We start from the raw sequence: 21,668 nt of genomic DNA, 5'->3' as shown, positions 1-21,668 counted from the left end.
GCGCGCGCGATGAAAAGGCTGGTGGTGTGTTTCGACGGCACCTGGAACAATGCCGATGTCGGCGGCGCCGATACCAATGTCGTGCGCCTCGCCCGCTCGATCCACGCCACCACCGGCACGGGCGGCGTGCTGCAATCCGTGCTGTATCTGCGCGGGGTGGGCACCACCGGGCTGCGCGCGGGCGAGATTGTCGAGGGCGGCACCGGCCTCGGCGTCGATGATGCGATCCGCTCGGCCTATATGTTTCTCGCGCAGAATTATCTGCCGGGCGACGAGCTGTTCCTGTTCGGCTTCTCGCGCGGGGCGTTCAGCGCGCGCAGCCTGGTCGGGCTGATCGCGGCGGCGGGGCTGCTCAAGCGCCAGGCGCTGGGCTTTCTCGGCGCGGCCTGGCGCCATTACCGCACCCCGCCGCCGCGCGGCCCGGCCGATTTCCTGCGCGCGAACCCGGGCGCGGCGACGCACCAGGCGGTGCCGGTGCAGTTTCTCGGCGTGTGGGACACTGTGGGCGCGCTCGGCTTTCCCGGCAGCCTGTTCGCGCCCGTCAATCGCCGCCTCTATGGCTTTCACGATACCAGCGCCTGCCCGATCGTGCGCCGCGCCGCCCATGCGCTGGCGATCGACGAGCATCGCGGCGCCTTCGTGCCGACCTTCTGGACCGGTCGCGCCTTGCCGGGCCAGAGCATCGATCAGACCTGGTTCGCCGGCGCCCATGCCGATGTCGGCGGCGGCTATGGCGATCGCGCGCTGGCCGATATCCCGCTGCTGTGGATGGCGACGCGCGCGGCGGCGGCGGGGCTGGTGCTCGATCCCGCCTGCCTGCCGAGCCCGGCCACGCTCGATCCGCACGCGCCCCAGCACCAGTCCAGCCGTGGCAGCTTCGCCTATAGCCGCCTCGCGCCCGTGTACCGCCGCGTCTGCGAGCGCGGCGTTGCGCTCGGCTTCGGCCGGCGCCTCTATGTGCCGCGCGATCCCGATGGCCAGACGCTGCCGACGGTGAACGAGGCGATCCACGCCAGCGTGGTGGCGCGCTGGGGCGCGGCGGTGGCGACGCTGACGCGGGAGGCCGGTCCCGCGCCGCCGCGCCGCCGCTATGCGCCGCCGACGCTGGCGCCGCTGCTCGCCGATGCCGGCGCGGCGCTGCCGCCCGTCGATCGCACCGCCTGGCCGAGCTGAAATAGGATCAAGTCTGCGAATTCCCTGATTTACGCCTTGGGTCGACGCGCGCTACCAAGCTCCGGGGCAAGGGGGAATGGCATGGGGATGGTTACGTGTTCGGGCGCTGTCCGGTCGCTGATCGGCCGGGTGGCGATGGTCTTTTTGGCCCTGATCGGGGGGCCGGCCTGGGCCAAATGTGAAATCAAGCAGATGGTGGAACTGCCCGTGACGATCAGCGGCAATCGCGCGATCGTCACCGCCAGCATCAACGACACCGAAGCCCGCTTCATCCTGGATAGCGGCGCTTTTTTCAGCACCATCGCGCCCGCCGCGGCGGCCCGCTACGGCATGGTCGTCAGGGATCTGGGCACCGAGATGCGGATGACGGGCATTGGCGGCTCGAGCCGGCTGCGCAGCGCGGTGGCCAAGCGCTTCGTCTTCGCCGGTATTCCGCTGCGCAATATCGAGTTCGCGGTGGGCGGCAGCGATTTCGGCACGGCCGGGCTGCTCGGCCAGAATATTCTCGGCATCGCCGATATCGAATATGATCTGCCGCACGGCGTCGTCCGGCTGATGAAGACGCAGGGCTGCGGCACCGGCAATCTCGCTTATTGGGCGGGGCAGCGCCCGGTGACGATGCTGAAGCTGGAGCCGGCCGATAAGACCGAGCATAGCCCGACCGGGACGGTGCGGCTGAACGACGTGCCGATCCGCGCCATCTTCGATTCCGGCGCCGAAAGCTCGCTGCTCACCCGTGCCGCCGCGCGCCGTGCGGGCGTGGTGCCGGGCGGCCAAGGCGTCACCGAGGTGGGCGAGTCCACAGGCATCGGGCAAGGCTCTGCCCGCACCTGGCGCGCGCAGTTCGAGCGGCTGGACCTGAACGGCGAGATCATCCCCCGGCCGGTGATCGATTTCGCGGACGCGCCCGGCCTTGATGTCGACATGCTGATCGGCTTCGATTTCTTCCTCACGCACCGGATCTTTGTCGATAATGACGTCGGGCGGCTCTGGTTCACCTATGAGGGCGGCCCCCTGTTCGGCCTTCATCCCAAGGGCGCGGTCGACGCCAAGGGCGGCACGCTCGCGCTACCGGGGGCGGGGAGCGGGGACGAGCCCAAGGACGCCGCCGGCTATGCCCGGCGCGGCGCGGTGCGCGTGGCGGCGGATCGCAAGGACGGGCTGGCGGATCTCGACAAGGCGATCGCGCTCGCGCCCGACATTGCGCATTACCGCGTGCTGCGCGCCGATGCGCTGCGCGCGCTCAACCGCGATGCCGAGGCCGCGCGCGATCTGGACGAGGCGATCCGGCTCGCCCCGCACGATGGCGAGGTGCGGCTGAGCCGGGCGCGGCTGCGGCTGAAGGATGACAAGGAGGCCGAGGCGCGCGCCGATCTCGAGGCGGCCGATGCCGATCTCCCGGCGACGGCGGACCAGCGCCTGTTGCTGGGCTCGCTGCTGACGGGCGCCGGCGACTATCCGCGCGCGATCGTCAATTTCACGCGCTGGCTCGACAGCCACAAGGAGGATAGCGGCCGCGTCTTGGCGCTGAACGGGCGCTGCTGGGCGCGTGCGCTCGCCAATAGCGGGCTCGCCGAGGCCGAGAGCGATTGCGCGGCGGCGCTGCGGCGTCGCCCCAATGATGCCGCCATTCTCGACAGCCGCGCGCTCCTCCGCTTCCGGCTCGGCCGCTTCGCCGAGGCGCGCGCCGATTATGACCGGCTGCTGCCGGCGACACCGGACAATGCGCTGGGCTTTTATGTGCGCGGATTGGCGGAACAGCGGCTGGGCGATGCCGCCGCCGCCGAGGCGGACCGCAAACATGCCCTCGCGCTTTCCGCCAAGATCACGACCCGGGTCGCGTCGCTCGGCCTGGCCCCGGCGACATCGGGGGCGGCCGCCGCCGCCCCGGCCTCGGTGCGCTGAGCCTCAGCGCAGCGCCGTGCTCGCCGCCACGATCGGCAGCAGCACGGCGCTGCGTCCCTCGGCGCCGTGCGCCACCGTCATCGTCGCCGGCTTATAGTCACCGGGCTTGGCGAAGAAGATGTTGGGCACGAAGGTCTGCGGATTGCGATCATAGAGCGGGAACAGGCTGGACTGGACCTGCACCATGATCCGGTGCCCGGGCTTGAAGACATAGTTCACCGTCGGCAGCCGGAACTTATATTCCTGGATCTGCCCTGCCGGAATGGCGGTGGGCGTATCGAAGCCGGTGCGGTAGCGGCCGCGGAAGATATCGAGGCTGATCGGGAGCTGATAGCCGCCCATCTCGGGCTGCTCGGAATCGGTCGGCGGATAGACGTCGATGATCTTCACGACGAAATCCGCGTCGGTGCCGCTGGTCTTGACGAAGAGATCGGCGAAGGGCGCGCCTTCCAGCCGCACCGGCTGCTCGAGCGGCGGCGTCTGGTAGCTCAGCACGTCGGGCCGGGTGGAGACGAAGCGCTGGTCCTGCACCAGCCAGGTCGTCCAGCTGGCATGATCGCCGAAGCGCGCGGGCAGCGGCTCGAACGGCACCGGCTTGGCGGGATCGGAGACATAGCTGTCCGCGCCCGACGCCGGCGCCTGCGCGGCCAGCCCGCCGGCCGGCTGGAAGTAGAAGGGGGTCAGCGCGCCGGGCCCGGCGCCCGGCCAATCGGCAAAGCGATCCCAATGATTTTCCGAGGGATTATAGATCAGCACCTTGGGCGTCGGGGTCGCGGGCGGCTGATCGCGCAGATAGGTGTCGAAGAAGGGAATGAGCACGGTGCGGCGGAAATCGGCGGCGGTGTCGCCATTCCATTTGAGCGGCCCGAGCGACCAGGCCGAGCGGTTCACCTGGCTGTGGAACCACGGACCCATGACCAAATAGTTGGTGCTGTTCAGTCCCTTGGCTCGGAGCGCCTCCCAGCTGTGGATGGCGCCATAGATATCCTCTTGATCCCACAGGCCCTGGAGCCACATGGTCGGCACGGTGCTGGGCTTGGCGGCGAGCAGCCGGTCGAGCGCCTGGCTATGCCAGAAGGCGTCATAGGCCGGGTGGGCGGACAGACGGTTCCACCAGGGCAGCTGGCGGAAGCCGTGCGTCTCCGCCCAGGCGCCGGCGGACCCGGCATCCAGGAAATTCTGATAATCGTCATAGCCGACGCGCGGCACGCTCGCGCCCTCGCCGGTCTTGCTCGTCTGGCCCGTGAAATAATCGAGATTAACCTGGCGGAAGGCGCCGTAATGGAACCAGTCGTCGCCCATCCAGCCGTCGATCATCGGGCTTTCGGGCGCCGCCACCTTGAGCGCCGGATGCGGGCCGAGCAGCGCCATGGCGACCGTCCAGCCATCATAGGAGGAGCCGATCATGCCGACCTTGCCGTTGCTCTCGGGCACATGCTTGGAGAGCCACTCGATCGTGTCATAGGCGTCGGTCGTGTCGTCGGTCTTGCTGGGGTTGAGCGGGCCGATCGGCGGCCGCGTCATCACATATTTGCCCTCGGACCCGTATTTGCCGCGAATATCCTGCGAAACGATGATGTAGCCATCGTCCACCCATTCGCGATCGGCCGACCAGACCGCGTCGCGCATGCGGGGCGCATCGGTCTTGGCGTTGAACTTGGCGTCATAGGGGGTGCGCTCGAGCAGCATGGGCGCGCCATGCGCCGCCTTGGGCACCACGATCACCGTGTGCAGCTTCACGCCGTCGCGCATCGGGATCATCACGTCGCGCTTCACATAATCATAGTCATTCTGGGGTTCGACCCATTTGGCCGGAATGTCGCTGCCCAGCTGCACCGAGGCATCGGGCGCGGCCGCCGGCTTGGGCGGCGCGGCCAGCGCGGACCCGGCGGACAGGGCAAGCATATACAGCGCGAGACGAGACATTGGCGATCCCTGACTGACGATCCATTCCCCCGCAGCGGGTGTGACGGGCGAGGGCGCGCTTGACAAGCCGGCAGGGCTGGCGCGGGCGCCGCGAAGCTGGAATAGTCCAGTCTGTGCCGCCACTTCCGGGCCGGCAGGGGCTGGGCCAATGCGTTCCGATCTTCACCGCCGCGATCTTCTCGTCTCCACCCTGGCGCTTGCCGGCGCCGGCAGCGCCGCCGCGCAGGCCGGCACACAGGACGGCCCGGGAGCGCCGCCCGCGAGCGATGCGCCCGCGCAATGGGATCTGCGCGATCTCTATCCCAGCGACGCGGCCTGGGAGGCGGACCGCCAGGCGGTGGCGGCGCTGATCGCGCGGATCGGCAGCTATCGCGGCCGGCTGGGCACGGACGCCGCCACGCTGCGCGCGGCGCTGCAGCTGCAATCGGATGCGCAGCGCCAGCTCGGCCGGCTCTACACCTATGCCTCGCTCAAGGCGGACGAGGATGTGCGGATCGCCGCCAATCAGGAGCGCAAGCAGATCGGCCTCGCGCTGTACGGCCAGGCGGCCGAGGCGAGCGCCTTCACCGCGCCCGAGCTGCTCGCGATCGGCCGGACGCGGCTGGAAGCGTTTCTCGCCGCCGATCCCGGCCTCGCCAAATTCCGCTTCCAGATCGAGGATGTGCTGCGCCAGCAGCCGCATACGCTCGATGCCGAGGCGGAGGCGGTGATCGCGGCCACGGCGGTGCCCTTCGCCGGGCCCGGATCGGTCCAGCAGCAGCTCGCCGCCTCCGATATTCCGCGCCCCACCGTCACTTTGTCCGACGGCAGCCGGGTGCGGCTCGACGATCAGGGCTATGAGCTGCACCGCGACGCCCCGTCGCGCGCGGACCGCAAGCTGGTGTTCGACCAATTCTGGGCGAGCTACAAGCAGTTCGAGAATTCCATGGGCGCCAATCTCGATACGCAGGTGCGCACCGAGATCTTCACCGCCCGCGTCCGCAAATTCCCCAATGCGCTCTCGGCGGCGCTGTACGGGCCGGCGATTCCGGAAGCCGTCTACCGGACGCTGGTGGCCGAGGTGAATCGGGGCCTGCCGCAATTCCACCGCTATCTGGAGTTGCGGCGGCGGATGCTCGGCCTGCCCGACCTGCATTATTACGACATCTACCCGCCGCTGGTGACGCTGCCGCGCCGCTTCACGCTGGAGGAGATGCGCGCGCTGACGCTCGCCGCGATCGCGCCGCTCGGCCCGCGCTACGGCGCGCTGTTCGCCAAGGCGACGGCGGCGCGCTGGATGGATCCGCGCCCGCGCACCGGCAAGGCCCCCGGCGCCTATATGAACCCCGGCGCCTATGACGTGCATCCCTATCTGCTGCTCAACCTGTCGGACAAATATGACGGGCTCACCACCTATGCGCATGAATGGGGCCATGCGATGCATTCGCTGCTGGGCAATGCCGCCCAGCCGTTCGAGACCGCCAGCTACCCCACCTTCATCGCCGAGATCGCCTCGACCTGTCACGAGACGCTGCTCGCCCATGCGATGCTGGCCAGCGCGCGCACCAAGGAGGAGAAGCTCTTCTATATCGGCCAGCAGCTGGAGACGATCCGCGGCACGCTCTACCGCCAGACGATGTTCGCCGAATTCCAGGCAGCGATCCACGATCTGGCGGAGCGGGGCGAGGGCACGTCGGGCGGCCGCTTCACCAGCCTCTATCTCGATCTGCTGCGCCGCTATCACGGGCCGCGCATGACGATCGACCCGACCTATGCCGCCGAATGGTGCTTCGTGCCGCATTTCTACGGCGGCTTCTATGTCTTCCAATATGCCACGTCGATCACCGCAGCGACCTATTTCGCCGATCAGCTGGTCGGCGGAGAGGCGGGCGCGCGCGATCGCTATCTCGGCGTGCTCCAGGCCGGCGGCTCGGATTATGGCTATGCGATCCTGAAAAAGGCCGGGCTCGATATGGCGAGCCCGGCGCCCTATCAGGCGATCATCGCGCGCTTCGGCGCCCTGCTCGATCAGGCGGAGGCGCTGCTCGGCTAGGCGTTCGATCCCGCGATGCGGCGGGCACGTCGACTCCATTCCGCGAGACGGCGCGCCTTGCACGATGCAGCGTGAGGCTGTATTCTGACCCGGTCGAAAATGGTGGACCGGACGTGGTGAGCCCCGGTCAGCTACCTCTCGGGTAGCCCCAATCCAGCCCGCAGGGTGTGGACCACGGCAAAAGCAGGCGTGTGCCGTTTTTGTCTGGGCCGGGGTCGATCGACATGATGTGTACGACGTTGGATTGTCGCACGTTCGCCAAAGCCGCTAGACTGACGGGCACGTCCTTTCCGTCGCGTATCGCGACCTCAGCAAAGGATGTCTTCCCATGTCTATCCCGTCTCAGGAGCACAGCCAGGTCCTCATCGTCGGCGGCAGCCTCGTCGGCCTGTCGGCCGCGTTGTTCCTGGCGAATCGCGGCGTCGAGACCATCGTCGTCGAACGGCATCGTGGCAGCGCGCCGCATCCGCGCGCGATCGGCTTCACCGAGCTGACGCTCGAACATTATCGCGCGGTCGGCATCGCGGATCGTATTCCCCAGACGCCGCCCGGCCTGCGCTTGCGGCGCGTCAAGGTTGAGAGCCTGACCGGCGCCTGGCATGAGGAGACCGCCTGGACGCCGGGAGAGGAGGAGCCCGACAAGGGCGTGGCCTCTCCCTGCACCGGGGCGGCCATCGCGCAGGACGTGCTGGAGCCGATCCTCCGGCAGGCCGCCCTGGAACAAGGCGCCATCCTGCGGCAGGGCACCGAGCTGCTGTCGTTCGATCAGGACGCGGACGGCGTGACCGCGCAGGTGCGCGCGCGCGCGACCGGGGCGGAATACACGATCCGCGCGGCCTATCTGATCGCGGCCGACGGCGCGGACAGCCCGGTGCGCGAGGCGCTGGGCATTCGCCGCAGCGGCGTCGGCCATCTCCGAACCATTCGCAGCGTCCTGTTCCGCTGCGCCGAGGCCGAGCCCTACCTCGAGCGCGGCGTGCAGCAATTCGAGATCGAGCAGCCGGGCTTCCAGGCCTTCCTGACCCACTATCCCGATGGCCGCTGGGTGCTGATGTTCGGCGACGATGCCGATCGCAGCGAGGAGGAGCTGCGCGCCGCGATCATGCGCGCGCTGGGGCGCGACCTGCCGGTCGAGATTCTCGCCACCGGACGATGGGAGATGGCGGGCCGCATCGCCGACCGGTATCAGGACGGGCGCGTGTTCCTGGCGGGTGACGCGGCGCACCAGCTTCCGCCGACGCGGGGCGGCTTCGGCGCCAACACCGGAATCGACGATGCCTATAATCTCGCCTGGAAGCTGGAGATGGTGCTTGCCGGCGAGGCGGGTCCGGGCTTGCTCGACACCTACAGCGAGGAGCGCCAGCCGATCGGCTGGCTGCGCCACCAGCAGACATTCGCACGTCCGGACTATCGGCGCTGGGTCGGCGACGCTTTGGCTGGGGAAGCGCTTTTCAGCGCGGAGGCGATGGAATTGGGCCAGCGCGTCCTGTCGGCCGCGGTGATCGGCGAAGGCCGCGACCTTCCCCCCGCCGCGTCTCCCGCGCAATGGGCGGGACAGCCGGGGACGCGGGTGCCGCATCTCTTCGTCCAGCACGGCGGCGAGACCGTCTCCACGATCGATCTCTTCACGCGCAATCTGGTGCTCGTGAGCGCCGATCCGCGCTGGATCGAGGCGGCGCGACAGGTCGCCAGGGCCTGTCCGGTGACGCTAACGGCTTTGCAGCTGGGCCACGACATCGTCTTTCCCGACGAGCGGTGTCGGGAGGCCTGTTTCGGCATCGGCGCAGATGGCGCGAGCCTGGTGCGGCCGGACGCGATCGTTGCCTGGCGTTCGCCGGGCGCGTCGGACACGCCGGGCGCGCTGCTCCTCGACACGCTGTCGCGGATCATCGCCCGATCGCCCGCGCATGCGATGATCTAGGCCGCGGGCTCGACATTCCCGATCCGCGGGCGGGACGCGGCGGGCCGGGGGGTGCGGGCTTGACGATGGTGCGGGCTCGCACCCCTACAGGAGCAGCCGCGCCGCCAGCGCGGCGGCGAGCGCGGTCGGCATGGCGAGCGCGCCGATCGCGAGGAACTGGCCGAAGCCGACGCTCTCGCCCTCGCGGCGGATCGCCTGAAGCCACAGGATCGTCGCCAGCGATCCGGTGACCGAGAGATTGGGCCCGAGATCGACGCCGATCAGCAGCCCGTCGACCAGCGCGCGCGGCGCATGGGCATCGGTGATCGCGGTCGCCGCGATCAGCCCGGCGGGCAGATTGTTCATCAGGTTGCACGCGAAGGCGAGGATCGTGCCGGCGAGCGCGCCCGCGCGCTGGGGATCGGCGCGCGCCGCCTGCGCCAGCATCCGGGCGAGCGCGGCGGTGATGCCGGTGCGGTCCAGCGCCTCCACCAGCACGAACAGCCCCGCCACCAGCGGCAGCACCCCCCATGAGACGCAGCGCGCCAGCGCCAGCGGCGTGCGCTTCGTCAGCGCCGAAACCAGCAGCGCGGTGGCGATGCCGGCGAGCGCGGTCGGCAGGCCGAGCGGGCGATCGAGCGCGGACAGCGCCAGCAGCAGCAGCGCGGTGAGCAGGATCGCCGCCAGCGCCGCCGCGCCGCCCAGGCCCAGCGGATCGCGCGGCACGTCGCGCGCGCAGGCACCGGCGATGCGGCGCCGCTCCACGCCGCGCAGCACCGCATAGGTCACCACGATGGCGGCGACCGAAGGCCAGGCGAAGGAGGCGAACCATTGTCCCAGCGGCGGCATATGGCCGCCGTAGAGGACGAGATTGGCGGGGTTGGAGATGGGCAGCACGAAGCTGGCGGCATTGGCGATCAGCGCGCAGGCGAAGAGCAGCGGCAAGGGCTCCGCGCCGGCCTTGCGCGCCGCGACATAGACCGCCGGCGTGAGCACCACCGCGGTCGCATCGTTGGACAGGAAGGTGGTGACGATCACGCCCGTGCCATAGACGAGCAGGAACAGCCTCGGCCGCGATCCGCGCGCGGCGTTGACGGCGGTGGCGGCGACCCAATCGAACAGGCCGTGCGCGCGCGCCGTTTCGCTGAGCAGCATCATCCCCGTCAGGAAGAAATAGACGTCCAGCCCCTTGGCGACGGCGCTGGCGGCGGCGGCGAGCGGCATCAGGCCCAAGAGCAGCAGCGCCGCCGCGCCGGCCACCGCCCAGATCCATTCGGGGAGGCGCCAGGGCCGGCCGATCACGCCGGCGGTGGCGGCGGCGCAGATGCCCCAGGTGCAGCCACTCGCCAGATTCATGGACGGCGCGCGTCCGGGCGGACATGGCGGGGCGGGCGCAGCATCATTCCGGTCTCCACGGGCGTGCGTCGCAAACCCGCTCACATGGATTAAGTTCAGTCCCGGCCGGCGCGGCGGAACCGGGGGCGCGGTCGCGACGCTTAGCCGGCGTCGGCCGGCCCGGCCAGATCGGCGCGCGGCGAAATCATGGCGGAGCGCGGCATGGCGGACGAGGAGTTTGCGCGGGGGCGGGCGGTGCCGGGCGGCCGGCTGGCGCGGCTGGGCCGCTTCGGCCGGCTGGCGGGCGGTGTCGCCGGCGGCGTGCTGGCGGAAGGCGCGCGGCGCCTGGCCGCGGGCGAGCGCCCGCGGCTCGACGCGATGCTGCTCACCCCCGCCAATGCGCTGCGGCTGGCGGACCAGCTGGCGCATCTGCGCGGCGCGGCGATGAAGCTGGGCCAGATGCTGTCGCTGGACGCGGGCGACATCTTGCCGCCCGAATTCGCGCAGATCCTCGCCCGGCTGCGCGAGGATGCGCAGCCCATGCCGCCACGCCAGCTGGACCAGGTGCTGACCGCCGAATGGGGCGCGGCGTGGCGCGACAGACTGTCCGGCTTCCAGGGCCGCCCGCTCGCCGCCGCCTCGATCGGCCAGGTGCATCGCGCGCGCAGCGCGGACGGGCGCGAGCTGGCGATCAAGATCCAATATCCCGGGATCGCCCGCAGCATCGATGCCGATGTCGACAATGTCGCGACGCTGCTCCGCGTCTCGGGGCTGGTGCCGCGCGAACTCGACATCGCGCCGCTGCTCGCCGAGGCCAAGCGCCAGCTGCACGAGGAGGCGGACTATCTGCGCGAGGCGGCGATGATGGCGCGCTATGCCGCGCTGGTGGGCGATGATCCCGCCTATCGCGTGCCGCGCCCCGACGCGGCGCTCACCACGCCGCGACTGCTGGCGATGGACTATGTCGAGGGCGTGCCGATCGAGAGCCTGGTCTCGGCCCCGCAGGCGACGCGCGACCGCGTGGCGGGCGCGCTGGTGCGGCTGGTGCTGCGCGAGCTGTTCGTGTTCGGCGTGATGCAGACCGATCCCAATTTCGCCAATTACCGCTGGAACGCTGCCGAGGAGCGGCTGGTGCTGCTCGACTTCGGCGCCGCGCGCCCGGTCGCCCCCGAGACGGCGGCCGCCTATCGCCGGCTGCTCGTGGCGGGGCTTGCCGGGGATCGCGACGCGGTGCGGGACGCGGCGGTGGCGGCGGGGTTTCTGGGTGCGGCGGCGGTGGCGCGCCATCGCGCGGCGGTGGATCGCATCGTCGCCATCATCGTCAGCGAGATGGATCGCCCCGGCCCCTTCGATTTCGGGGATCGCGGCTTCCTCGGCGAGGTGCGGGGCGAGGCGCTCACTATGGCCGGCGATCGCGCCACCTGGCACGTGCCGCCCGCCGCCATGCTGTTCGCGCAGCGCAAGATCAGCGGCACGGCGCTGCTCGCGGCGCGGCTCAAGGCGCGGGTGGATGTGCGTGCGCTGGTGGACGAAGCGCTCGCCGCGACGCCGGAAGGCCTTGTAACCGTTCCGTCGTAAACCTCATCTTAGCGAGATCTTCCTAATGTCGTCAGGACGATAGGGGGATTTCTGACGATGGTGACACAGAAGGCGAAGCGCCTTGGGCGCGGCGCGGCCGGTCTGTTGGCGCTGCTCGGCGCCGTGCCGGCACCGGCGCTCGCGGCCACGCCCTGGACGCTGCACGATGCGCTGGACCTGCCCGCCGCGCTGACGGTGAAGCTTGGCATCCGGGCGCGGCTGGAAGGGCTGGAGGGGCAGTTTCGCCCGACCGGGCCGGAGAGCGATCATTTCGTCTCCTTCCGCACCGATCTGCTGGTCGATTACGACGATGGCCGGATCGTCGCCGGCGGCGAGCTGCGCGACGCGCGCGGCTATGGCGAGAAGCATGATTCTACCGTGGGCGTCAGCGACATCAACGCGCTGGAGCCGCTCCAGGCCTATCTCGGCCTAGGGCTCAAAGGCGTGGGCGGCCAGGGCGCCGGCGGCCGCGCGATCGCCGGCCGCTACACGCTCGAAACGGGCGCCGGCCGGCTCATCGGCCGCCCCGATTTCTCGAACAGCATCAACAGCTATACCGGCGTGCTGCTGGACTGGCACTCGGCCGCCAAGGATCGGCTGGTGCTGTTCGCCAACGAGCCGAGCAGCCGCCTGCCCAACGACAGCACCGGCATTCACGACAATCGCATCACCGTCGACGCGGCGCATCGCTCGCTGCGCTTCTTCGGCGGCGACGTGACCAAGGCGGCGCTGCTGCCGCACCTGCTGGGCGAAGCCTATTATTACCGGCTCGCCGAGCGCGACCGTCCGGATCTGCCGACGCGCAACCGCCATCTCGCCACCTATGGCGCGCGCCTGCAGCTGGCGCCGCGCGCGGGCCACCCCGATTTCGAGTTCGAATTCGCCAACCAGGTGGGCCGCGCGCGCGCCACCACCGCGATCACCGACCGCACCGATCTGCCGGTGCGCGCGCGGCTGGTGCATGGCGAGCTGGGCTGGCGGCTGCCGATCCGCACCGTGGCGCGGCTGTCGCTGCACGGCGATCTCGCCACCGGCGACGATCGCGATCCGCACCGCTACACGCGCTTCGACACGCTGTTCGGCGCCTCGCGCGCCGATTTCGGACCGACCGGCCTCTATGGCGCGGTGACGCGCAGCAATCTCCGCTCGGTGGGTCTGCGCGCCGAGACGACGCCCACGCCGCGGCTCGATATGTTCGCCATGACGCGGCTGCTCTGGCTGGATCAGCCGACCGACGCCTTCGCCGCCACGGCGGTGCGCGATCGCACCGGCCGCTCGGGCCGGTTCGCCGGCACCCAGGTGGAGGGGCGGGTGCGCTACTGGCTCATCGCCAAGCAGCTCAAAGTCGACGTGGGCGGCGCCGTGCTCGCCAAGGGCCGCTTCCTGCGCGACGCTCCCAATGCGCGCGCCGATGGCGACAGCCATTACGGCTTTATCGATCTCGCCCTCGATATCTGAGGCCGCTCCGCGCATGGCGTCGCGCCGTGCCTGTGCTAAGGGCCGTGCATGAGCGACGATGTCTTCGATCCCGCGCGGCGCGGCCCGGCCTCGATCGAGATCGAGGAAAGCGCCGCCGCCGGGCGCGAGGACGAAGACGCGCCGCCGCCCTTTCTGCGCGACGGCGGCCTGTGCGGCGCGCGCATCGCCGCGATCGACTGGGGGGCGACGCCGCTCGGCCCGCTGCCGCTCTGGCCGGCGAGCCTGCGCGCGGCCGTGTCGCTCATGCTGCGCGCGCCGGTGCCGATGGTGTTGCTCTGGGGCGAAGGCGGCATCCTGCTGCACAACGACGCCTATATCGGCTTTGCCGGCGATCGCGACGCGGCGCCGCTGGGTCGGCCGTTGCGCGACGCCTGGCCCGAGGCGCGCGGCTTTGTCGATGAGGTGCTGGCGACCGGGCTGGCCGGCGGCACGCTGCGCCTGCGCGATCAGGAGCGGGTGCTGATCCGCAATGGCCGGCCCGTGCCGGTGTGGCTCGATCTCGATTTCTCGCCCGTGCCCGACGAGACCGGCGCGCCGGTGGGCGTGCTCGGCATCCTCACCGAAACGACGGAGCGCGTCACCGCCAGCCGGCGCACGGCCTTTCTGCTCGCCCTGTCGGACGCGCTGCGCGGGCTCGCCACCCCGGCCGAGATCATGGCGCTCACCGCCGAGCGCGTGGGGGCGTGGCTTAATGCCAGCCGCGTCTTCTATGCCGAGATCGCCGAGGGGGTGATGACGGTGGAGAGCGACCATGCGCGCGGCGTGGATTCGATCGTCGGCGTCCATTCGCTGACCTCCTTCGGCCCCGATCTGCTGCGCGCCTATGAGGCCGGGCGGCCGGTGGTGGTGCAGGATGTCGGCGGCGATCCGCGGCTGAGCGCCGAGGCGCGGGCGGGGCTGACGGCGCGCCAGGTCGGCGCCTTCGTGGATGTCGTGCTGTTCCAGGAAGCGCGCTGGGTGGGGCTGCTGGCGGTGCAGAATGCCGGGCCGCGGCTCTGGACCCCGGCCGAGGAGAGCCTGATCCAGGAGGTGGGCGAGCGCGTCAAGGTGGCGGTGGAGCGGGCGCGCGCCGAGCAGCGGCTCCGCGAGATGAAGGACACGCTGGAGCAGCAGGTGATCGCGCGCACCGCCGAGCTGCGCCGCTTCCACGAGATCGTCGAGGCGACGGCGGCGCCGATCTGCGCCTTCGACACCGATTATCGGCTGATCGCCTTCAACCGCGCGCACAATGCCGAGTTCGAGCGGGTCCATGGCTTCGAGACCCGGATCGGCGATGTCTTTCCCGATCTCTTCGCCGACACGCAGCGCGCGCAGATGCGGGCGCTGATGGCGCGCGCGCTGGCGGGCGAGGCTTTTACCGCGGTGGCGCGCTTCGGGCGCGCCGACCAGGACATGCCGCTCTGGGAGATCAGCTACACTCCGTTGCGCGACGAAGCCGGCGCGGTGATCGGCGCCTTTCACCAGGCCAGCGACATCACCGACAGAATGGCCGCCCAGGCCGAGCTGGAGGCCGCGCAGGAGGCGCTGCGGCAAAGCCAGAAGATGGAGGCGATGGGCCAGCTGACCGGTGGCGTCGCGCATGATTTCAACAATCTTCTCACGCCGATCATCGGCTCGCTCGATATGCTGGTGCGCAAGGATCTGGGCGGCGCGCGCGAGCGCCGGCTGATCGACGCGGCGCTGCAATCGGCCGAGCGCGCCAAGACGCTGGTGCAGCGGCTGCTCGCCTTCGCGCGGCGCCAGCCGCTGCAGCCGACGGCGGTGGATGTCGGCCGGCTGATCGACAATCTCGCGGCGCTGCTGCGCTCCACGCTGGGGCCCACCATCCAGCTGCGGATGGTGCTGGGGGCCGATCTGCCGCCCGCCATGGCCGATGCCCATCAGCTCGAAATGGCCCTGCTCAACCTTGCCGTGAACGCGCGCGACGCCATGCCTCAGGGCGGCATGCTCACCATCGCCGCGCATCGCGAAACGGTGGCGGCGGGCGCGGCGGCGCCGGTCCCGGCGGGGCGCTATCTCCGTGTCGAAGTCGCCGATACCGGAGCCGGCATGGACGAGGCGACGCGGCGGCGCGCGGTCGAGCCCTTCTTCTCCACCAAGGGCGTGGGCCAGGGCACCGGGCTCGGCCTGTCGATGGTGCACGGGCTGATGGCGCAGCTGGGCGGCGCGCTGACGATCAGCAGCGCGCCCGGCACGGGCACGCGGATCGCGCTCTGGCTGCCGATCAGCCCCACCGCCGCCGCCGACGAGCCCCGGCGCGCGGCGGACGTGACCAGCGGCGCGGCGCGCGGGACCGCGCTGCTGGTGGATGACGAGCCGCTCGTCCGCATGAGCACCGCCGACATGCTGCTCGACCTCGGCTATCAGGTGATCGAGGCCGAGTCCGCCGATGCGGCGCTGCGCATGATCCGCGAAGGCCTCGCGCCCGACCTGCTGCTGACCGACCATCTCATGCCGGGGATGAGCGGCGCCGAGCTGGCGCGGACGCTGCGCGCGGAACGGCCGGCGCTGCCGGTGCTGATCATCTCCGGCTATGCCGAGGCCGATGGCATCGAGGCCGATCTGCCGCGGCTGACCAAGCCGTTCCGCAACGCCGATCTCGCCGCGAGCCTCGCCGCGCTGTGACGGCGGCCGTCTTGCGGATCGCGGCGGCGCCGGTCCATAGAGGCGGGGGGCGGACCGGAGGATGACAGCGATGACGAGCCGCGCCGCCGCGCCGGACAAGGCCGCGCCATGGAGCTGAGCCCGATCCCCGTGGGCACCGCGATCGGCGCCTTCCTGCTCGCCTTCCCGGCCCTGTTCTCGATCGTCAATCCGATCGGCGCGGCGCTGATCTTCAACGAGGTGATGGGCGACCGTACCCCCGCCGAGCGGCGCCTGTTCGCCCGCCGCATCGCGCTCTACGCGCTGATCGTGCTGCTCGTCTCGCTGTGGCTGGGGGGCTATGTGCTCAACTTCTTCGGCGTCAGCCTCAGCGCGCTGCGCATCGCCGGCGGCATCGTCGTCGCGGTCCGCGCGTGGAGCCTGCTGATGCAGCCCGAAGTGCATGAGGAGCGCAAGGCCAGCGCCGCCGAGCCCGCCCATGGCGCGGCCGACGATGTCGCCTTCTTCCCGCTCACCATGCCGCTCACCACCGGGCCGGGCACGATCGCGGTGGCGATCGCCCTGTCCTCGCAGCGCCCGGCGAGCGGGGCGGGGCTGCTCGGCTTCTTCGGCGGCGTCAGCCTCGCGGCGGGCTGCGTCGCGGCGCTGATCTGGCTCTGCTATCGCGGCGCGGACAGCGTGGTGGCGCTGCTCGGCCCCGGCGGCGCGCGGGTGATGTCGCGGCTGATCGCCTTCCTGCTGCTCTGCGTCGGCGTGCAGATCATGATCACCGGCGTGCTCGGCGTCGCCGATCTGATCCGCACCGGCCATGGCTGAAGGCGTAGCGGGGCGCTGACCGGGCTTCAGCGCGGGAATAGGGGCGGGCCGCCGGGCGCGCACCTGCCGATCGGCCGCCCCCGGAGATAATCCGGCGGGCGTGCGTTGGCCGGGCATGGCCCGCGCGCTCAAGCTGTTCCGGACGCCGATCGGCTTTCACGACGCCTATGTCGCGGCGCCCAGCCGCAAGGCGGCGCTGGCCGCGTGGGGCAGCGCGGCCGATCTCTTCGCGCGGGGCATGGCGGAGGAGGTGTCGGATCGCGCGGCGGCGCCGGCGGCGTTCGACGCGCCGGGCACGGTCGTCCGCATCGCGCGCGGCGATCCGGGGGAGGCGGCGCCCGCACGCGCGCGGACGCGCGCGCGGCGAGCGGCGGAGGGCGATGGCGCGGCGGCGCGGCGCGGCCCAGCCAAGGCGGCGCGCCCCGAGCCCAAGCCGCGCCCGTCGCGCGCGGCGCTCGACGCGGCCGAGGCGGATCGGGACGCGCTCGCCACCGCACAGGATGCGGCGCGCGCCGCGCTGCGCTGCGCGCGCGAACAGGCACTCGCCCGCGAACGGCGGGCGCTGGAGCGCGACCAGGCGCGCGACCGGGCGGCGGCGGAGCGCCGGGTCGACGAGGCCCGCGCGGCGCATCTCGAGGCGCTCGCCCGGTGGCGCGCGGACGCCGCATGAGCGCGGTGCGGCCGGCAGGCGCGGCGCGGCGCGGCTGGTGGCCCAAGCGGCTGCTGCTCACCCGCGCGGCGCGCGACTGGGCGCATGGCCGCGCCATGGCGGAGCGCGCCGCCGCCGCCGGAACCGAGGTGATCGAGCTAGACGGCGATCGGCTGTCGCTCCGCTTTTCCGAGGATCCGCGGCGCGCCTATGTCGAGGCCAAGGCGACGGTGGCGGTGGTGGTGGCGCCGCCCTCCAAGCGCCGGCTCCAGCCGATCGCGCCGAGCGCCGACTGGCGGGTCGATCTCGCCGAGGGCTGCCCGGCGCATTGCAGCTATTGCTATCTCGCCGGCTCGCTGAAAGGCCCCCCGATCACCCGCGTCTACGCCAATCTGCCCGAGATACTGAACGCGCTGCCGGCCTATCTCGGCCAGGGCCAGGTCACCAGCCGCAGCGCCGCGCGCGCCGGCGAGGGCACGAGTTTCGAGGCCTCGTGCTACACCGATCCGCTCGCGCTCGAGCCGCTGACCGGCTCGCTCGCCGCCATGATCGCCTGGTTCGGCGGCTGGGAGGCGGCGGCCAGCCTGCGCTTCACCAGCAAGTTCGCCGATGTGACCCCGCTGCTCGCCCTTGCCCATGGCGGGCGGACGCGGATGCGCGCCTCGCTCAACCCGCGCGGCTATGCGCGCTTCGAGGGCGGCACCGCGCCCGTCGCCGCGCGGCTGCGCGCGCTGCGCGCCATGGCGGAGGCGGGCTATCGGATCGGGCTCACCATCGCGCCGATCATCGCCGCGCCCGGCTGGGAAAGCGCCTATGGCGCGCTGATCGACGAGGCCGCCGCCGCGCTGCACGGCGTGCCGGCGCTGGATTGCACGATCGAGCTTATCACCCATCGCTACAATCCCGGCTCCAAGGCGGTGCTGCAGAGCTGGTATCCGGGCTCCGATCTCGACATGAGCGGACAGGACCGCACCACCAAGCGCACCCGCTTCGGCGCCGAGAAGCAGGTCTATGATGCCGCGACGATGCGCGCGCTGCGCGGCTTCTTCGAACAGAGGCTGGCGGACAGGCTACCGGCGGCGCGCATCCTCTACTGGACCTGAGCCCGAGCGTCTTCGTTGCGGATGGCGGCGCCGCGCCCATATCGGCGCCATGGGCATTGGGCGTATTCGCGTGATCGATCTCGAGACCACCGGCTCGGCGCCGCCCGCGCACGGCGTGTGCGAGATCGGCTGGCAGGATGTGGTGGAGCGCGACGGTGCGTGGCAGGTGGATGCGGCACGCGGCGCATTGCTGATCGATCCGGGCCGACCGATCCCCGCCGTGACGATGGCGGTGCATCATATCACCGACGCCGACGTCGCGGGCGCGCCCTTCTGGGCGGCGGCGGCGCCGGCCATCCTGCGGCCGGAGGGCGGGGTGATCGCGCTCGCGGCGCATCGCGCGGCGTTCGAGCAGCGCTTCTGCACGCCGCGGCTGACCGGGGGCGCGGCCTGGATCTGCACCTGGAAATGCGCGCTGCGGCTCTGGCCGGACAGCCCGAGCTTCTCCAACCAGGTGCTGCGCTATTGGCGGCGGCCCGAAGGGCTGGTGCAGGCGCTGGGCCTGCCCGCGCATCGCGCTTTGCCGGACGCCTATGTCACCGCGCATCATCTGCGCGACATGCTCAACACCGCGCCGCTCGCCGATCTGCTCGCCTGGAGCGCCGAACCCGGCCTCTTGCCGCGCGTGCCGAGCGGATTGGCGCACAGCCGCCACTGGCACGAACTGGACGAGGCGGCGCTGCGGCGGCTGGCAAAGGATCGCGGCGAGGATGTGCGCTTCTCCGCCGAGATGGAGCTGCGTCGCCGGAGCGGCGCGGGCGAGGCGGGCGGCGAGACGGCGGCGGCGCCCCCTCAGGCGCAGGGCGTGCTGCTATAGGCGCGGGGCCTGACCGGCGAACCAATCGGCATAGGGCGTGGTGCGCGCGAGATGGCGGGTGAGATCGGGCGCGCCGTCCGTCCACCAGGCCGGCCCGCGCTCGCCGAGCGCGCGCTTGGCGCGATCCACTGCCGCATGCGCCGCCGCTTCCGCCGCCGCATCGCGCGCGCGGCGCGCCGAGGCGACGGACCGGCGCGCCTCCATCAGGTCGGCGACCAGCGCGGCGCGGCGGTCCGGCGGCAAGGCGGGATCGGCGCGGCGCCACAGCCGGCCACGCACCACAATGTAGCGGCCATCGGGGGTGACGAGCGGGGCGGCGCCGGCGGCCATGCCGATCAACGGCCCGGCGCGCGCGGCGATCCCCCTAGCCATTGGTCTAAGCTCTTCAGGAAGGCCGCCCGTTCTAAAATCTTGGTAACGTAGTTTCCCCATATCGACGCAAGCGAAGTTGCGTGGAGGGGGTCATGCGTTTGTCCAATCTTCCAATAAGCCGAAAACTTACTCTAAGTTTCGGTATTCTCCTGCTGGCGTTCGGGCTGCTTGGCGGTCTCGCCATTCTGAAGCTCAGCACCTTGTCCGACACCGCCGAGGAACTCGGCGTCGATCGGCGTATCAAGCTCGAGGCGGCCGGCGCCATCGCCAACACGGTGTCCGATGTGCGGATCGCCGAGGCGGATCATGTTCTCGCGCGCGACGCCGATACGCTCGCGCGCTCCGAAGCGGCGGTTAGGACGGCCCGCGCGCTCATCGCCAGCAAGATCGACTGGCTCGAGCCGCGCGTCAATCTGCCGGCGATGCGGGCCGCGCTCGAGGCATTCAAAAGCGAGAACAACGCCTATGTCGCGGTCTCGGACCAGGTCCTGGCGCTCGGCCGTCGCGAGGGCGGCGAGGCGGCGCTGGCGGCTTTCCGCGCCAGCCGGCCCGCCTATGACCGGTTCAGCGCCGCCGCCGACACGATGCGCACGGCCCAGTCGCATGTCATGGACGAGCGGGTGGAAGCCGCCAAGAGCCTGTACCGCAGCGCGCGGCTGGTGATCCTGATCGCGCTGCTCGGCGTGGCGGGCCTGTGCGTCGCCATGCTCGTGCTGCTGGTGCGGAGCATCGCGGCGCCCGTCACCGCCGTCACCCATGGTCTCGGCGCGCTCGCCCGGGGCGATCGCAGCGTCACCGTCGCGGTGGGGGATCGCGGCGACGAGATCGGCCTGCTGGCGCGCGCCATGGAAGGGCTGCGCGCGCAGCTCGAAGGCGCCGAACAGGCCAAGGAGGAACAGGCGCGACTGATCATCGCGAGCATCGGCAGCGGGCTCGAGGCGCTGTCGCGCGGCGACCTCACCTATCGCGTCACCGCCGAGCTGGACGGAAACTTCGTCAAGCTTAAGAATGATTATAACGGCGCGCTCGACTCGCTGGCGACGACGATGGCGGCCTTCACCGAGGCGGCGAGCGGGATCAACAGCGGCTCGGTCGAGATCCGCCAGGCCTCGGAGGATCTTTCCAACCGCACCGAGCAGCAGGCCGCGAGCCTGGAGGAAACGGCGGCGGCCTTGTCGCAGGTGACGACGACGGTCCGCTCGGCGGCGGAGGACGCGCAGCGCGCGAGCCGGGTCGTCGAGGCGGCGCGCGGCGATGCCGAGCAATCGGGCCAGGTGGTGAAGCGCGCGGTCGAGGCGATGGAGGGGATCGAGCGCACCGCGCGCGAGATCAACGACATCATCAGCGTGATCGACGGCATCGCCTTCCAGACCAATTTGCTCGCGCTCAACGCCGGTGTCGAGGCGGCGCGCGCTGGCGATGCCGGCAAGGGCTTCGCCGTGGTCGCCTCGGAGGTGCGCGCGCTCGCCGAACGGTCGGCCGAAGCCGCCAAGGACATCAAGGCCAAGATCACCGCCTCGGGCGAACAGGTGGCGACGGGCGTCGATCTCGTCACCGAGACGGGCAAGGCGCTCGGCCGGATCGTCGCCTCCGTCGGCGAGATCAGCGGGTTGATGGGCCAGATCGCGACCTCGGCCGAGGTCCAGTCGGCCGGTCTCACCCAGGTCAACACCGCCGTGTCCGAGATGGACTCGATGACCCAGCAGAACGCCGCCATGGCCGAGGAGGCGACCGCCGCGGCGCGCAGCCTCGCCGGCCAGGCGGACCAGCTCGCGGTGGAAGTCTCGCGGTTCAAGCTCGATGCGACGGCCGGACGGGGGACGCGCGCGCCGGTGGTGCCGCTGAAGCGGGCCGCCCCGGCCTCGCGCAAGCCCGCCTCGCGCCCGGCAATCGCCGCGCGAGGCGGTGCCGCCCCCGCGCTGCGCAGCGAGGAGGATTGGACCGACTTCTGATCCCGTTCGGGTGGCGCGGCACCGCAG

Annotated in this window: 15 protein-coding genes; 12 read left to right on the top strand and 3 right to left on the bottom strand. The window is 71.2% G+C overall.

What is annotated here, in order from left to right:
• The first annotated feature begins 9 nt into the window (after positions 1–9).
• Together LHA26_RS18450 and LHA26_RS18445 are read left to right on the top strand one after the other, a co-directional pair.
• Entirely contained in the window at positions 10–1,173 is a 1,164-nt protein-coding gene (locus tag LHA26_RS18450) for a T6SS phospholipase effector Tle1-like catalytic domain-containing protein (protein WP_252168552.1), read from the top strand.
• 81 nt (positions 1,174–1,254) lie between these two features.
• Entirely contained in the window at positions 1,255–3,078 is a 1,824-nt protein-coding gene (locus LHA26_RS18445) for an aspartyl protease family protein (RefSeq protein ID WP_252168551.1), read from the top strand.
• 3 nt (positions 3,079–3,081) lie between these two features.
• Here the strand turns inward: LHA26_RS18445 and LHA26_RS18440 are convergent, their stop codons facing one another.
• Entirely contained in the window at positions 3,082–5,004 is a 1,923-nt protein-coding gene (locus LHA26_RS18440; protein ID WP_252168550.1) for a CocE/NonD family hydrolase, read from the bottom strand.
• A 148-nt stretch (positions 5,005–5,152) separates the two neighbouring features.
• On the opposite strand from LHA26_RS18440, the gene LHA26_RS18435 reads away from it, so the two are divergent.
• Positions 5,153–7,036 (top strand): M3 family oligoendopeptidase, encoded by a 1,884-nt coding sequence (locus LHA26_RS18435; protein WP_252168549.1) that lies wholly within the window; start codon positions 5,153–5,155, stop codon positions 7,034–7,036.
• Positions 7,037–7,364: 328 nt separating this feature from the next.
• Positions 7,365–8,957, top strand: a complete 1,593-nt coding sequence (locus LHA26_RS18430) for an FAD-dependent monooxygenase (protein WP_252168548.1) — start codon at positions 7,365–7,367, stop codon at positions 8,955–8,957.
• 84 nt (positions 8,958–9,041) lie between these two features.
• On the opposite strand, the gene LHA26_RS18425 is transcribed toward LHA26_RS18430, so the two are convergent.
• Positions 9,042–10,292, bottom strand: a complete 1,251-nt coding sequence (locus tag LHA26_RS18425) for an arsenic transporter (protein ID WP_252168547.1) — start codon at positions 10,290–10,292, stop codon at positions 9,042–9,044.
• 201 nt (positions 10,293–10,493) lie between these two features.
• On the opposite strand from LHA26_RS18425, the gene LHA26_RS18420 reads away from it, so the two are divergent.
• The 7 genes from LHA26_RS18420 (at position 10,494) to LHA26_RS18390 (ending at position 19,317) form a co-directional block, all read left to right on the top strand.
• On the top strand, positions 10,494–11,849 hold the full coding sequence (locus tag LHA26_RS18420; RefSeq protein ID WP_252168546.1) for an ABC1 kinase family protein: 1,356 nt from the start codon (positions 10,494–10,496) through the stop codon (positions 11,847–11,849).
• A gap of 57 nt (positions 11,850–11,906) precedes the next feature.
• Positions 11,907–13,307, top strand: coding sequence for an alginate export family protein (locus tag LHA26_RS18415; RefSeq protein WP_252168545.1), 1,401 nt, complete (start codon positions 11,907–11,909; stop codon positions 13,305–13,307).
• A 48-nt stretch (positions 13,308–13,355) separates the two neighbouring features.
• The gene (locus LHA26_RS18410) at positions 13,356–15,953 is read left to right on the top strand and encodes a PAS domain-containing protein (protein ID WP_252168544.1); all 2,598 of its coding nucleotides are present in this window, start codon (positions 13,356–13,358) and stop codon (positions 15,951–15,953) included.
• Between the two features lie 108 nt (positions 15,954–16,061).
• Positions 16,062–16,748, top strand: coding sequence for a MarC family protein (locus LHA26_RS18405; RefSeq protein WP_252168543.1), 687 nt, complete (start codon positions 16,062–16,064; stop codon positions 16,746–16,748).
• 115 nt (positions 16,749–16,863) lie between these two features.
• Complete coding sequence (locus LHA26_RS18400; protein ID WP_252168542.1) at positions 16,864–17,418, top strand: hypothetical protein; 555 nt, start codon at positions 16,864–16,866, stop codon at positions 17,416–17,418.
• Complete coding sequence (locus LHA26_RS18395; protein ID WP_252168541.1) at positions 17,415–18,500, top strand: SPL family radical SAM protein; 1,086 nt, start codon at positions 17,415–17,417, stop codon at positions 18,498–18,500. The genes LHA26_RS18400 and LHA26_RS18395 overlap by 4 nt, the downstream gene beginning before the upstream one ends.
• Positions 18,501–18,549: 49 nt before the next feature.
• The gene (locus LHA26_RS18390) at positions 18,550–19,317 is read left to right on the top strand and encodes a 3'-5' exonuclease (RefSeq protein ID WP_252168540.1); all 768 of its coding nucleotides are present in this window, start codon (positions 18,550–18,552) and stop codon (positions 19,315–19,317) included.
• Here LHA26_RS18390 and LHA26_RS18385 read toward each other — a convergent pair.
• Positions 19,312–19,647 (bottom strand): hypothetical protein, encoded by a 336-nt coding sequence (locus tag LHA26_RS18385; RefSeq protein ID WP_252168872.1) that lies wholly within the window; start codon positions 19,645–19,647, stop codon positions 19,312–19,314. The two genes, LHA26_RS18390 and LHA26_RS18385, sit on opposite strands and share 6 nt — an antisense overlap.
• 134 nt (positions 19,648–19,781) lie before the next feature.
• Between LHA26_RS18385 and LHA26_RS18380 the strand changes: the two genes are divergently transcribed.
• On the top strand, positions 19,782–21,641 hold the full coding sequence (locus LHA26_RS18380) for a methyl-accepting chemotaxis protein (protein ID WP_252168539.1): 1,860 nt from the start codon (positions 19,782–19,784) through the stop codon (positions 21,639–21,641).
• Positions 21,642–21,668: the final 27 nt, after the last annotated feature.

Source organism: Sphingomonas morindae (assembly GCF_023822065.1).
Taxonomy (GTDB): domain Bacteria; phylum Pseudomonadota; class Alphaproteobacteria; order Sphingomonadales; family Sphingomonadaceae; genus Solisphingomonas; species Solisphingomonas morindae.
Note: the sequence above shows the minus strand (reverse complement) of the source record. Positions and strands in the feature narration are given on the sequence as shown.